At 66.9% G+C, this 13,808-nt stretch carries 12 protein-coding genes; all 12 read right to left on the bottom strand.

Features of this window, described 5'->3' with window-relative positions:
• Positions 1–582 precede the first annotated feature (582 nt).
• Positions 583–1,611: a hypothetical protein gene (locus tag ABD301_RS08425; protein ID WP_344308675.1), complete on the bottom strand. Its 1,029-nt coding sequence runs from the start codon at positions 1,609–1,611 to the stop codon at positions 583–585.
• A 224-nt stretch (positions 1,612–1,835) separates the two neighbouring features.
• Complete coding sequence (locus tag ABD301_RS08420) at positions 1,836–2,387, bottom strand: RNA polymerase sigma factor (RefSeq protein ID WP_344308673.1); 552 nt, start codon at positions 2,385–2,387, stop codon at positions 1,836–1,838.
• A gap of 1,009 nt (positions 2,388–3,396) precedes the next feature.
• A complete protein-coding gene (locus ABD301_RS08415; protein ID WP_163567658.1) occupies positions 3,397–4,182 on the bottom strand; it encodes a hypothetical protein in 786 nt (261 codons plus the stop codon).
• Positions 4,183–4,210: 28 nt separating this feature from the next.
• A complete protein-coding gene (locus tag ABD301_RS08410) occupies positions 4,211–4,861 on the bottom strand; it encodes a hypothetical protein (protein ID WP_344308671.1) in 651 nt (216 codons plus the stop codon).
• A 74-nt stretch (positions 4,862–4,935) separates the two neighbouring features.
• Entirely contained in the window at positions 4,936–6,186 is a 1,251-nt protein-coding gene (locus tag ABD301_RS08405) for an MCE family protein (RefSeq protein WP_344308669.1), read from the bottom strand.
• The gene (locus ABD301_RS08400) at positions 6,183–7,424 is read right to left on the bottom strand and encodes an MCE family protein (protein WP_344308667.1); all 1,242 of its coding nucleotides are present in this window, start codon (positions 7,422–7,424) and stop codon (positions 6,183–6,185) included. The genes ABD301_RS08405 and ABD301_RS08400 overlap by 4 nt, the downstream gene beginning before the upstream one ends.
• Positions 7,424–8,764 (bottom strand): MCE family protein, encoded by a 1,341-nt coding sequence (locus ABD301_RS08395; RefSeq protein WP_344308665.1) that lies wholly within the window; start codon positions 8,762–8,764, stop codon positions 7,424–7,426. The genes ABD301_RS08400 and ABD301_RS08395 overlap by 1 nt, the downstream gene beginning before the upstream one ends.
• Complete coding sequence (locus tag ABD301_RS08390) at positions 8,761–9,774, bottom strand: MCE family protein (protein WP_344308663.1); 1,014 nt, start codon at positions 9,772–9,774, stop codon at positions 8,761–8,763. Before ABD301_RS08390 ends, ABD301_RS08395 begins: the two co-directional genes overlap by 4 nt.
• Positions 9,771–10,811, bottom strand: coding sequence for an MCE family protein (locus ABD301_RS08385; RefSeq protein ID WP_163567651.1), 1,041 nt, complete (start codon positions 10,809–10,811; stop codon positions 9,771–9,773). Before ABD301_RS08385 ends, ABD301_RS08390 begins: the two co-directional genes overlap by 4 nt.
• A 31-nt stretch (positions 10,812–10,842) precedes the next feature.
• Positions 10,843–12,156: an MCE family protein gene (locus tag ABD301_RS08380; RefSeq protein ID WP_344308660.1), complete on the bottom strand. Its 1,314-nt coding sequence runs from the start codon at positions 12,154–12,156 to the stop codon at positions 10,843–10,845.
• Positions 12,157–12,167: 11 nt separating this feature from the next.
• On the bottom strand, positions 12,168–12,995 hold the full coding sequence (locus ABD301_RS08375) for an MlaE family ABC transporter permease (RefSeq protein ID WP_163567648.1): 828 nt from the start codon (positions 12,993–12,995) through the stop codon (positions 12,168–12,170).
• A 4-nt stretch (positions 12,996–12,999) separates the two neighbouring features.
• Positions 13,000–13,776, bottom strand: a complete 777-nt coding sequence (locus ABD301_RS08370; RefSeq protein WP_163567647.1) for an MlaE family ABC transporter permease — start codon at positions 13,774–13,776, stop codon at positions 13,000–13,002.
• Between the last annotated feature and the right edge of the window lie 32 nt (positions 13,777–13,808).

The following is a 13,808-nucleotide window of genomic DNA, read 5'->3' as shown; positions in this document are numbered from 1 at the left end:
CCGCTTCGAATCTGAAGCCCAGTGACCAGCCAGAACATCGTCGACAAAGCCGTACCCGCGGCAGTCGGACAACACTCTGAACAGACCCCTGAACAACAGTTCCTTGGCAGGAAGCATGACGGAAGGCAGCGCAAACTAGCAGTCTAGCCACAACGGGCACGCCTGTCCAACGCACCCCCGGCGGGCCGGCTGCGAGGGATCCGTCAGCACCGGATCCAGAACCTCGCGCGAGTCACGATTACGCCGCACTGGAAGCGTGCACGCCGAGATAGCCCCTCGTCAAGAGGTGAAGCCCTACGTGTCGCCGAGTGGCCGATGTCAAGGGGTCTTAAAGGACATAATGTGCTGCTCTCCCTTGCGGCAACCGGACAGCCTTTTATCCTTTTTACGAGTTTTGAGCTGCGGTTATCCCTCGCTGCCCGCCCGGTTTCTCCCGTACTGACCGGTCGAGATGACTCGAACGCGTGTTCGCCATGAATTCCGTTCAAACTGTCGTACGGGACCGATCAAGGCCAGGGAATCTCCGGGGCTCGCGGTGCCTCATGACGTGCATTGTGGGCACGTCATAAGGCACCGCGGCGGCTAGGGCAGGAGAAGCGGGGTGTAGTGGATACCGTCCGCGGACGCCATCCAGGTGCTCTGGAAGTGCGCCGCGTTGGCCTGCCACCCACCGCCAAGCAGTCGGGAAATCGCGGTGGTGTACGTCAGCCCCGGAACTGTCTGGAAGGTCTGGCCACCGTCCTTGCTGGTCATGACCGGGCCACCGGTGTCTGGACTGAGCAGGTTGACCACCAGCATCCCGCCGTCCGGCAGGGCCTCGACGCCACCCGCGGCACTGAGCGGCACCTGACGTGCCGCGGACCAGCTCTTGCCGCCATCGTGGGTCGTGTACAGGTAGCCCAGGGTGCTCTTGTTGGGTCCGGCCGCCGTTGACAGGAGATAGCCGGTACGCCCGTCAAAGCTGCTCACGTTAAGGCCGTTTGTGTTCGGCGGCGGGCTCTTGGGCTCGAACGCGGACCACGTCATCCCTCGGTCGTGGCTGACGTTGACGACGTACCCGTGTGCGGGGTAGTCCCGCTGCCCGAGCAGCCACAACGACCCGTCCGTTGCTTCCGATATCCGGTAGCCGACCAATCCCAGGTGATGACTCAACGGGTGGATGACGCCAGTGGCCGGATCGATGGCGGCCAGTTGCTCTCTTCCCCCCATGATCACGGGGCTTGCGCTGTACCCAGCCGAACCCGAGTAGAGCCGCCAGCCAGCGGGGACCGTCGCGATCGGTGATCCCCACCCACTCTTGAGTACGGCCCACGTCCGGCCGCCGTCCCGGGTGATCAGGTTGTCGATAATCGCTGTCTCGTCATTCAACGCATACACGGCCATCGAATTGGGCTCGTACGCATCAGGCAGCCGCCAGCCGGTCCAGCTGCGGCCACCGTCCAGCGTACGAGCGAGCCCGGCCGGCTTCAGGCCGTTGCCGAGCGGGAACACTCCGAATGCCACCTGCGGGTCGAGCTGGTCGACGTTGGTGACCTTCTTGATTCCCTCAGGTGCGACAGCTACCGCCTGGATCGGCCCGGTCACTGGTGGCGTCTTGGCGTAATCGGGCACTGAAGATGCCGGGATGGAGAATGAGGGCCGTAGCAGCGAGGGACCCGCGACGGCACCGACAGCCAGGACGAACACCGCGGCCACCGCGACTACGAGACGGGTTCTGACCGTACGGCGGCGCTGCTTGGCCCGCAGTTGCAACGGACCCCAACAGCCGGCCTTGGGCGATGATCTCGGCGCGGATGTCGCCGAACGCGTCGGCGTGGAAGTCCTCCAGGTCGGTGTCAAGCATGCTTGGCCTCCGGTACGCGCGTGCGGGGAGTCTCGTCGTCACCCAGCAGGGTGGCGAGGTGGGCACGGCCGCGGGACAACCACGCTTTTACCATGCCGGTCGGTGCCTTCAGGTTGGCGGCGACATCCTCGACGCTCATGTCGGCCAGGTAGAAGAGCGTGATCGCCTCCCGCTGGTTGGCGGGCAGTTGGCGGATCGCGGCGAGCAGCGCCGTACGATCCGGGCTCAGGCCCGGCAGTTGGTCGTCCGGGACCGGGATCCGGCGCATCAGGACCCGTAGCCGCTGCCGCCGCCGGAAGCGCTCCCGGGCGATGTTCAGCGTGACCGTGCGCAGGTACGCGACGGGGTTGTCGGCCCGTACGATCCGGCTCGGATGGGCGAAAGCGCCCAGGAATGCCTCATGTACGGCGTCCTGTGCCTCCGCCACGTTGCCGGTCAGCGCGAAGGCGGCCACCAACAGCTGGCTGGCCGAGTCAATGTAGAGCCGCTCGACGAAATCCCGCGGATCCGGCGATCCGCCTTCTCTGTCCGTAGCTACTTCCACGGGCACACCTGCCCCCATTCGGTGGAGAAATGCTGTCACTCCATCGATGGACAAGGCACCCGCCGGGTTGCAGAACCGCCCGTACGGGCACCCGTTCGGGCGGTGTCCGCCGTTACAGCGGGTGGCCTGCGAATCAGCCAGTTTCCGGAGACCTTCTGCATGACCTGTGCCGCCGCCGCGTCAAACAGCTATTGGAAGTCACTCTGGCCAAGAGTGCTCACCGTCTCGTCTTCGACTCTCGCGACGACCGTGACAAGTTCGATCGACAGACCATTGTTCGAGAGCTGAATCGACAGTCAAGACGCGAAGAAACTCGCCTATGAACACATGGACTCTGCGAGCGAGCCGCTGATCTGGGTTCCAGATGTGGTCGGCTGGTGTTACGGCGCCGGCGGAGCCTGGCGAGCCCGGGTTCCCACCTGCACGCAAGAACACAATTGAGCCTGTAAACGCAAAACCCGGCTGGTGGCCGTCCGACCACGAACCGGGTTCACTTCTTCGGCCTATTGGCCTCAGCGGCTACCACCCTACACCAACCTGAGCGCCAAACGGTCAGGGAGCGCAAAGCCCGGCTGGGCCAACTCCGACGAGTCCCAGCGCCATCGGCCGCCAGGCCACCCTTCCAACCCGTTCGGGACCGCAACACCCAAACCAAAGTTGGCCAACTCCGACGAGTCCCAGCCCCGTTCGGCGCCATCGGCCGCCAGGCCGATGTTGTCGCCCCTCCGGCAGGGGCGTCGGTCCTCAGACCCTGCGGGTTTTGCAGGGTCTGAGGACCGACGCTCGTAGCCGTAGTCGACGGCGCCCGCGCCGAAGGCGCCAGAAACACAGGGCGCATCGACAGTAAGCACGGGAAACCCCACCCCGACACCGCCCTTTGGTGTCGGGGTGGGGTTTCCCGGTGGCTGGTAGACGAGACGCCGCCCCCTCGCGGTCACGGCTTTTAACCAGGACGCTCGTCACCGCAGCAGACACGGCCCCCAAACAGGGCCGACCCGTACGCAATCCCCTAAAGCGGGGTCGCTTGCGAAATCAGCCACTTTCCGGAGACCTTCTGCATCACCATCCGGACGCGGTACTGGTCAAGCCGCGTCCCCTGGACGTTCTTGTTCTGCACGGCCTGATTCAAGAACACCAGTACGGTCACCTGGCCGGGCGCAGCGGTGACGACTGAAGACGCGGTCACGGTGGCCGCGACGACGGCCTTGTTGGCAGTGGCCTGCGGGCCGACGACCAGGGTGCTGGTCTTTACGTAGTCAGTGGCGAGCTGCCCGGTGATGACCTTGCGGCTGGCCGCGATGTCACGGTCCAGGTGCCGGTAGTCGTACGAGAAGAGCGTCTGCGCCTGCACCGCGGCGGCCGCGACGGCGGCTGTACGGGCAGTGGCGGCGTCCGCGTCGTACGCCTGCCAAAAGACCAGCCCGCCGCTCACCGCGCCCATGAGGACGACGAGGAGAAGCAGGACAACCAGGGTAAGGCCGGAGGCGGCCTGGAACGGCAGCCAGCGGTTGGTCGTACGACGACGCCGACGCCGGCCGGGCGGGGTGCGGCGGCTGGAGCGGGCCGACCGGGAGCGGCTGGTGTCCGCGCGCTGGTCGCTGGGACGCGGTGACGGCCGGGGCGACGGCCGGCGGGTCTCGGTGGTGTCGCGGGTGGGCTTCACCGGCTCGGGCGCGACCGGTGCGGTCGTCCGCCTCGGGGTGACCGTTTTGCCGGCGGCAGCCGGCTTGGGCCGGCTGGCGGGCTGGTTGGTACGAGTGCTGCGCAACGCGCGGGGAATGGGGCGGCGGGCCATCGGGATCCTCCTTTCCGTCCGGTCGGTCCTACAGGAAGTTCAGGTTGCCGAGAAGCCAGCGGCCACCTTGGTACGACATTTGCTCCTGCATCCGAAGATGCCGGACGGTGCCTTTGGTGTCCTGGCTGGACTTGGCGGTCACGTCGGCGGACACCAGCACGGTGGCCGAGTCCTTGTCGGACGACACCAGCCCGGCCTCCAGGATCTGCGCGGTCGAAGACCCTTTCAGCTTCACTGCCTGGCTCTTGATCTGCGCCTGCCCGGCCGTGTACTGGTCCTTGAAGTCACCGGTGGTCCGGTCGACGACCCGCTGCTGGTCCCGGTCGATGGTCGTGTAGTTGTACGACAGCAGGTTCTGCGCCGCGTCCCGGGCGGCCGCCACCACCGCCGCCTGCCGAGCAGCGGTGGTCTGGTTGCTGGTCAGCTGCCACGCCTGCCAGCCGATCAGCGCCGCGAGCGCCACCATCAGCACCACCAGAACGCAGGCCACCACGCCCCGACCGGTGGGTCCCTGCGGGTTCAGCCAGGACACCCAGTCCCGGACCGGCGGCCGGCGGCCGGACGACTTCGGGGCGGCCGGTTTGGCCGTGGCTGGCTCGGACGGTACGGACACGGGACGCTCGCCGGGGTCGGGAGTGGTGGACGGCGTCACCGTACGGGACTCGGTTCGGGTGGGCACCTGCAGGAACCTTCCTTGTGGAGCTGACCAGGTCCGCCTTGAGGTGTTTCCCCGTGGAACCCTCAAGGCGCCCACTAGCCGCTCAGCGGGGTGATGAGCAGGCTCTTCCAAGCCTGGTCACCGAGCAGCGCGGCCTGGCCGCCGGTGCCACCGAGCACGTACGGCGAACCGTCCGAGGTGGTGGCGATGCCAGTGGTCGGGTCGTACCCAGCGGCGGCGGAGTCAGTGGTCGGGTCCGGCGGCTGGGCCGTCGGGTCGACGCCACCGGGCCGCGGCGCGTTCTGCCAGCCGCGCACCTCCGAGCCGTACTTCTTGTCGGTCGAGGTGCAGGTCAGCGGCGCCGACGCGGTGTAACGGCAAGGCGGCGGGTCGTCGACGTTGAGCACCAGCCCGAAGTGCACGGTGTTGTCGCCGGGCACCACCGTGGAGCCGCCGGCCAGCGCGATCGGGTACGCGATCAGGATCTGCTCGATGCCGTCCAGCCGACGGACCGCCACCTGGTTGGTGGTGAGCAGGTTGGCCAGCAGGAAGCCAAGGTTGGGCTGCAACTGGCGGACCAGGTTGGTGACCTCGGTGGCCGCACCCGGGGTGACCGCGAGCAGTTGGCGCAGGTCCGGGTCGCTGGCCTTGAGCTGACCGGACAGGCCCGCGAGCGAGGACGCCCACTGCCGGATGTCGCTGGCCGAGGCCTCCTGAGTGCTGAGCACGATCCTGCCGTCGGCGATCAGCTGCAGCGTCTGCGGCAGGTAGATCTGCGCGTCGTTGACCAGCGCGGTGGTGTTGTCCAGCAGCCGGTCCAGGTTCTGCCCGGCCTCGCCGTTGAACGCCTTGCCGAGCTCGTCGATCACCACCGACAGGTCCTGCTGGTTGACCGAGCCGACCAGCTTGTCCAGGTTCAGCAGGATGTCTTCCAGCGGCAACGGTGTGCCCGTACGGGACATCGGGATGGTGCTGTTGTCCACCAGGAACGGCCCCGCGCCGGTGGCCGGCCGCAGGTCGATGTACTGCTCACCGACCGCGGACCGGTCGGTGACCACTGCCCGGCTGCTGGACGGGATCTTGGTGTCCCGGGTGAGCTGCATGGTCGCTCTTACGCCACCGGGGATCAGCGAGACCTGCAGCACCTTGCCGACCTGGAAGCCGCGGTACGTGACGGCGGCGTTCTGGAAGATGCCGCCGGCCCGGCTGAAGTCGGCGCTCACCACGTACGTGCGGTTGAACAGAGTGTCGCCCAAGCCGACGTAGTTGGCCGACACGAAGCTCACGCCCAGCAGCGCGACCAGTACGAAGACGGCCACCTGGATCTTCGTCCGCAGGGTGATCACGAGGTGCCTCCTAACAGGATGCCGCTCAGACCGCCGCCTCCGGACGAACCGCCGGGCGGTCCCGACGTGATGCCGGGCAGGTCCTGGATCCCGCCGTTCACCCCGGGAGTCGGCTGGCCGGTATGCGACGAATCCGGCGGCAGCACCGGGTTGGTGCCGGTGCCACCGGTCTGCGGCGCCTGTATCGGGGTCTGGTTAGGCGTGAGCAGGTTGCCGAGCACGTCGGTCAGATTGAGGTCGAGGTTGATGTCGATGTTCGCGTACGCACGACCGTTGCTGATGAAGATCGCGTCGACCACGTTCTTCGGGAACGGGAAGGTGGACAGCAGCTCCAGTCCGTTGGGCAGGTCGGTGCCGGCCTTGGTGAGCTGCGCCAACGTCGGCTGCAGGGCTTTGAGGTCAGCGATCGTGTCGGCCTTGCTGGCGTTGATGACGTGCGTACCAACCGCCCCCAGCTTGGACAGCGCCGTCAGCGTCTGGGTGAGCTGCTGGCGCTGGTCGGCCAGTACGGCAAGGCCTGGGCCGATGCTGTCCAGCGCGTTGGTGAACACGGTCTTCTGGCTGTTCAGCACCGCTGCCAGCCGGTTCAGGCCCTGCAGCGCCTTGATGATGTTCGCCTTCTGCGCGTCCAGACTGCCCACGAAGGTGTCCAGCTCGTTCAGCAGCGAGCGGACCTGCGGCTCGCGGCCGGACAACGCGGTGGACAGCTCCTTGTTGATCGTCTGGATCTGTTGCAGGGCCCCGCCGTTCAGGACCAGGGACAGCGCACCCAACACTTCCTCGATCTCCACGTCCCGGCTGGTACGGGACATCGGGATCAGGTCACCGGAGGACAGCCGGCCGACCTCCTGGCCGGCCGGCGGGCTCTGCAGGTCCACATACTTCTCGCCGAGCAGGCTGGTCTGCCGGATGCCGGCGGACACGTTGTCCGGCAGCACCACCGACTTCTCCAGGTTGATGGTGACCATCGCCGCGTATTTGGCCGGGATGGACGCCGGCACCAGGTCGATCTCGCCGACGCTGCCGACGGTCACGTCGTTGACCTTCACCGCTGACTGCGGCACCAGGTCGAGCACGTCGGCGAACTCGATCTTCACCTGGTAGCCGCCGGTGCCGGCGACTCCGCCAGGCAGCGGTACGCCGTACAACCCGTCGAACTTGCAGCCAGCGACGAAAACCACCAGGCAGCTGAGCAACGCGACCCAGCGCACCACCGGTCTGCGGCGGGAGAGCACCATCAGTTGCCTCCGCTCAGGATGCCGCCGACCGTACGGTCGATGGTGCCGGTCAACCCGGAGCCAGGCACCGGGAGGTTGACCCCGCCTCCAGTGCCCGTGGGCGTGCCGTTGGCGGGTGAGGCACCGTTGCCGAAGGTCGGGTACGTGCCGCCGGGCAGCGCGGAATAACTGCAGGGCAGCGCTCGTACCGGCGGGAGCGCGGCCAGCGGCTTGAGGATCGCCGGCACGATGCCGGTGTTGCAGCGGGTGATCATCTGCACCAGGCCGACACAGGTGTTCCGCAGCGACTCGTCCTTGGCCAGCACGTTCGCGAGCTGGAACCCGCCACACAGGGTCAGCGCCGGGTCGAGCCCGGAAATCGCGTCGTCGCGGGTGTCCAGGGTGCCCGAGGTGGCGTTGTACGCCAGCTCGACGTTGCTGATCGCGAGCGGCGCCACATCCAACACCTCGGCCAGCGACGCCTTCTGCTTGACCAGGATCGCGGTCAGGCTGCTGAGCTGGGCCACGTCGGTGGACAGCGACGTCCGGTTCTCCTTCACGAACGACTGCACCTGCGCGAGCGCGATCGACAGCGCCTTCAGCGACGCGGCAAGGTCTGCCCGCTCGCCGTTGAGCTGGCTGGACACCTGCGCCAGCTGGCTGTTGAACGTCCGCACCTGGGAGTCGCTGGCGGCCAGCGTGCTGACGAACTGCTGCAGGTTGGCGATCGTCCCGAAGGCGTCACCGCGGTGGTCCGCGAGGGTCTGGATGGCCTGCGACAGGTTCTTCGTGGTCGTGTTCAGGTTCGTACCGTTGCCCTGCAGGTTCGCGCGGCCGGTGGCGAGCAGCCGGTTGAGCGCGCCGTCCCGGTTCGCGCCGCTCGGGCCGAGCGCCACGTTCAGGTCATTGAGCGACTGGTAGATCTGGTCCAGCTCGACCGGCACCGCGGTCCGGTCGGTGCCCAGCACCGCGCCGTCCACCATCTGCGCGCCGCTCTGATAGACCGGCGAGAGCTGCACATATCGGTCGGAGACCAGCGACGGCGGCACGATGACCGCGACCGCGTCGGACGGCACCTTGTATTTGCTGTCGTAGTTCAGCTCGACCCGAACCTGGCCGCCGATGGGCGTCACCGAGGTGACGGTGCCGACCTTCACGCCGAGGATGCGTACGTCCGAACCTGCATAGACGCCGACGGTCTCGCTGAAATTCGCGGTGATCGTACGCAACGACGGCGTAGTGGCGATCCAGACGACCCCACCGATGACGGCGATCAGCAGGATGACCAGCCCAATCGGCAGGAATTTCATGCCTGGCCGATCGATGAACCGGGGCGTCTTCTCAGCGGTCTGCGCGCTCATCCGCCGCCTCCCAGCGGGTTGGTCGGCTGGCCTGACTCCGGGCAGGCGGCGGGGCTGATCGGCGGCGGCGGGAGCAGGCAGCCGATGTACGAGTCGAACCAGCGGCCGTTGCCCAGGACGTTGGCGAAGGTGCGTACGAACGGGGCGAACCGTTGCAGCGCCGCGTCCAGGTTGTTCTGGTTGGCCTGAAGCAGGCTCAGCACGCCGTGCAGCTGGTCCAGCGCGGGCTTGAGCTGGTTGCGGTTCTCCACGATCAGCGCCGTCAGCTGGTTGGCCAGCGCGGTCGAACTCACCAGCAGCGTGTGGATGACCACCCGGCGCCGGTTCAGCTCGGCGAGCAGCAGGTTCCCGTCGGTGATCAGCTGCTGGAACTGGGTCCGCCGGTCGGCCAGCAGGCCGGTCACCGTGTTGGCGCTGGCCAGCAGCTGGCCGAGCTGGGCGTCCCGGCTGGCGATCGTGGTGGACAGCTTGGACAGTCCGGTCAGCGCCGAACTCAGGTTGGCCGGGCTGCCGGCGAAAGTCTCGGAAATGGTGTCGAAAGCGGCGGCCAGCTGGGTGGTGTTGATGTCGCCGACCGTCTGGGCGAGTCCGCTGACCGCCTGCACCACGTCGAAGGGCGAGGTCGTCCGGCTGGTCGGGATGTCGCCACTGAGCTTCCCGCCACCGGTCGGCACCACCGCCAGGTATTTCTGGCCGAGCAGCGTCTTGATCCGGATGGAAGCCGTCGTCGTGCTGCCCAGCGTCAGCTGGCCACTGTCGATCTTGAAACTGACCACCACATGGGTGCCGCTCAACGAGAGGTCCTCGACCTTGCCAACCCTTACGCCGGCGATCCGCACTTCATCGTCCGGCTTCAGTCCGCTGGCGTCCCGGAAATCCGCCGCATACGTGGTGCCGCCGCCGATCAGCGGCAGGTTGCCGGCGTTGAACGCGATCAGCATGACCAGCGCGATCACCACCACGCCGACGATGCCGATGACCAGCTGGTTGCGCTCCCGAAACGGCTTCACTGGCCACCCCCGCTGCAGGGGTAGCCGGACCGGTCGATCGGGCCGACCTGCACCTTGCCGACCACCGGGAGGGTCGTGTAGCCGCCCATCGAGCACAGGTAGAAGTTGAACCACCCGCCGCCGTAGCCCAGCGCGGTCAGCTTGCTGAGCTTGGTGGGCAACCGCTGCAGGACACCGTTGACCACGTCCGAGCTGCCGTTGAGGGTGGCGGCCACGGTGTTCAGGGAGGCAATGTCCGACTTGATCGACGGCCGGGCGTCGGTGAGCAGACCCGCGGTGCTGCTGCTCAGGCTGGCGATGTTCGCCAATGAGTCACCGATGGCCGTACGGTCCGAGGCCAACCCGGAGACGAACCGCTGCAGCTGGACGATCAGGTTGGACAGCTGCGAGTCCCGGCTCACCACGGTGGCCAGCACCGAGTTCAGGTTGGTGATGACCTGGCCGATCAGCGCGTCCCGGTTGGCGAGCGTGTTGGTCAGCGAGGACGTACTGGCCAGCAGGCTGTCCACCGTGCCGCCCTCGCCCTGCAGCACCTGGATGATCTCGAAGGCCAGGTTGTTCACGTCTTTCGGGTTCAGCGCGGTGAAAAGCGGCTTGAATCCGTTGAACAGCACGGTCAGGTCCAGGGCCGATTCGGTACGGGCCACCGGGATCAGCGCGTCCGGCTGCAGGTCACCGACCGGGCCGGGGCCGTCGGTGAGCGCCAGATAGCGGGTGCCGACCAGGTTCCGGTAACGGATCCGTGCGTTCGTACCGACCGACAGCTTCACCGTGTTGTCGACGGAGAAGGAGATCTCGGCGAGCTTCGCGCCGATCACCTTGATCGAGCTGACCGACCCGACCCTTACGCCGGCGACCCGCACGTCGTCGCTCACGTTCAACCCGGTCACGTCGGTGAACTGCGCCCGGTACGTGATTTTGCCGCCGAAGCTGGTGGACGCGATCGTCACGGCCAGCGCGGCGGTCAACACCGCGGTGACCGAAATGAAGATGATCAGCTTGGTCAGCTGGCTGGAAACGCTGAGTGCCGACTTCACCCGATCACCTCTTCCGTTCGATGTGAGAGCGTCACGACAAGCTCACCTGGGCTCCTCTGGCCATCGGCCCGAACAAGAGTGTGGCGACCGGTGGCACCTTGCTCGGCGACACCCCCAGCACCGGCGCCAGCATCAGGTCAATGGTCTGCCGGTCCGCGGTCGTACCAGCGGTGCCCATGTCGCCGCCGCGCGGATCCGCGCCGGCTGTCAGCAGGTCCGTCGTGGTGCCGCCCAGCGGCAGCGGGTTGCGGGCGATCCCGAAGTCGTAGCCGGACGGCGCCTGCGCTGCCGGGAACGGCACCGGTGGGTTCGGCATCCCCCAGCAGTTCGGGCCGCTGTTCGCGCCGTACTCCGGCTCGTCGTGGCCGGGCAGGTATTTGCCCTGGTTGCGAACGACTTCCACGGTGATGTGGATGCGGTTGTCGTAGATGATCTTCTCGGCCCTGGCCTCGGTGTCCGTCAGACCCTTGAGGAAGCATGGGAACTCCGGCGAATACTCGGCCAGCAGCTGCAGGATCGGCCGGGACGAGTCGGCCACCTGGATGATCTGGTTGCCGTTGGTCTCCAGCAGCTGCCGGGTGGTGTTCGCGGTGACCGTGGTGGACGCGAACAGCTTGGCGAGGTTGGTCTTCTGGTCGACCACTGTGTTCGCGGTGGTGGTCAGGTTCTTCAGCAGCGCGAGGATGTCCGGGGCGGCGTCCGCGTACGTGTTGCTGACCGACGCCAGCTTGCGGATGTCCGCCTGCAGCGCCGGCAGCGCGCCGTTGAGCTGACCCAGGTAGTCGTTCAGCGTCACCAACGTGTCGCCGAGCTCGTTGCCGCGCCCGTTCAGCGCGGTGGCCACCGCGTTGAGGGTGATCGACAACTTCTCCGGCTGCAGCGTGTGCAGCAGCGGCAGCAGCTCGTTGAGCACCTGCTGCAGCTCGGCGGAGTAGGCCGAGCGGTCCTGGAAGATGGTCTGACCAGCGCGAACACTGTCGCCGGAAGGCTGCCCCTGGGTGACCAGCGAGACGTACTTCTCGCCGAACAGCGTCTTGGGCAGCAGCTGCGCGATCACGTTGGCGGGAATCAGGCCGACGCTGTCGGGCTGCAGCGCCAGGGCGATCTTCGCGCCGGTCCCGTTGGTGGAGATCGTTCTCACGTCTCCGACAATCACCCCGCGCAGCTTCACGTCCGCGCCGGTGTTCAGCTGGTTGCCGGCCTGGTCGGTCTGCAGCGTGACCATCACGACCGGCGTGAAGACGTGCTGGAACTGCAGGATCGACAGGGTCACCAGGATGGCGAGCAGCAGCAGGAACCCCAGGCCCAGCAGCCGGGTTTTCAGCACCTCACCGAACTTGCTCATTCCCGTCCCCTCTACCCGGTGATCCGGACCGTCGTGGTGGCACCCCAGATGGCCAGGCTGAGGAAGAAGTCCACCACGTTGATGGCGACGATCGCGGTTCGTACGGCACGGCCCACCGCGGTGCCCACGCCAGCTGGGCCGCCGCTCGCGTAATAGCCGTAATAGCAGTGGATCAGCACCACGATGACGGCGAACACCAGCACTTTGACGAAGGACCAGAGGACGTCGACCGGGGGTAAGAAGAGATGGAAGTAGTAGTCGTACGTGCCGGCCGACTGCCCGTTGTAGAGCACCGAGATCGTACGGGTGGAAAGGTAGCTGGAGAGCAGCCCGATGATGTAGAGCGGGATGACCGCGATGAAGCCGGCGATCATCCGGGTCGTCACCAGGAACGGCAGCGACGGCAGGCCCATCACCTCGAGCGCGTCGACCTCTTCACTGATCCGCATCGCGCCCAGCTGGGCGGTGAAACCGCAGCCCACGGTCGCGGACAAGGCGAGGCCGGCGACCAGCGGCGCGATCTCGCGGGTGTTCACGTACGCCGAGACGAAACCGGTGAACGCGCTCGTACCGATCTGGTTCAGTGCCGCATAACCCTGCAGGCCAACCTCGGTGCCGGTGAAGAACGACATGAACGCGATGACGCCGATGGTGCCGCCGATGACCGCGAGACCGCCGGTCCCGAACGAGACCTCGGCGAGCAGCCGGAGAATCTCCTTCTTGTAGCGGGTGAGCGTGCGCGGAGTCCAGGCCAGCGACCGGACATAGAACGACATCTGGCCGCCCAGGTCGTCCAGGGCGGCGAGCGGTCGCTTGTAAAGCGAGCTCAGGTCGGCCATCTCCCTACGAGCCCTTCGCCGGCACGACCTGGAAGTAGATCGCGGTGACCACGAAGTTCACGAAGAACAGCAGCATGAACGTGATGACCACGCTCTGGTTCACCGCGTCACCGACGCCCTTGGGACCGCCGCCGGCGTTCATGCCCTTGTACGAGGCGACCACCGCGGCGATGAAGCCGAAGATCACCGCCTTGATCTCCGCCGACCACAGGTCCGGCAGCTGCGCGAGCGCGGTGAAACTGGCCAGGTAGGCACCCGGCGTACCACCCTGGATGATCACGTTGAAGAAGTAGCCGCCGGACACGCCGACCACACTGACCAGGCCGTTCAGCAGCAGGCCAATCAGCATGCAGGCGACCACCCTGGGCACCACCAGGCGCTGGATCGGGTTGATGCCGAGCACCTGCATCGCGTCCAGCTCTTCGCGGATCTTCCGGGAGCCGAGGTCCGCGCAGATCGCCGAGCCGGCGGCACCGGCGATGAGCAGCGCGGTGACGATGGGGCTCGCTTCGCGTACGACCGCGAGCACGCTCGCCGCACCGGTGAACGACTGCGCGCCGAGCTGCCGGGTCAGGGTGCCCAGCTGCAGCGCGATCACCGCGCCGAACGGGATGGACACCAGCGCGGTCGGCAGGATGGTCACCGACGCGATGAACCAGGCCTGCTGGATGAACTCACGGATCTGGAACGGCCGGCGCGGCAGCGACACGACCGTGTCCAGACCGAACGAGAACAGGTTCCCGGCGGTCCGCAGGCCGCCGGTGATCGGTTCGGAAGCCATCAGCTCCCGTTCCGGTCGGCGAGTGCCGTGGT

Source organism: Fodinicola feengrottensis, from assembly GCF_039530045.1.
Taxonomy (GTDB): domain Bacteria; phylum Actinomycetota; class Actinomycetes; order Mycobacteriales; family HKI-0501; genus Fodinicola; species Fodinicola feengrottensis.
Note: the sequence above shows the minus strand (reverse complement) of the source record. Positions and strands in the feature narration are given on the sequence as shown.

Bases quoted from the DNA above. Each gene is read 5' to 3' on its own strand.
- ABD301_RS08400 (WP_344308667.1), bottom strand. From the start codon at position 7,424: ATGGTGCTCTCCCGCCGCAGACCGGTGGTGCGCTGGGTCGCGTTGCTC.
- ABD301_RS08380 (WP_344308660.1), bottom strand. From the start codon at position 12,156: ATGAGCAAGTTCGGTGAGGTGCTGAAAACCCGGCTGCTGGGCCTGGGG.
- ABD301_RS08370 (WP_163567647.1), bottom strand. From the start codon at position 13,776: ATGGCTTCCGAACCGATCACCGGCGGCCTGCGGACCGCCGGGAACCTG.
- ABD301_RS08395 (WP_344308665.1), bottom strand. From the start codon at position 8,764: ATGAGCGCGCAGACCGCTGAGAAGACGCCCCGGTTCATCGATCGGCCA.
- ABD301_RS08415 (WP_163567658.1), bottom strand. From the start codon at position 4,182: ATGGCCCGCCGCCCCATTCCCCGCGCGTTGCGCAGCACTCGTACCAAC.
- ABD301_RS08375 (WP_163567648.1), bottom strand. From the start codon at position 12,995: ATGGCCGACCTGAGCTCGCTTTACAAGCGACCGCTCGCCGCCCTGGAC.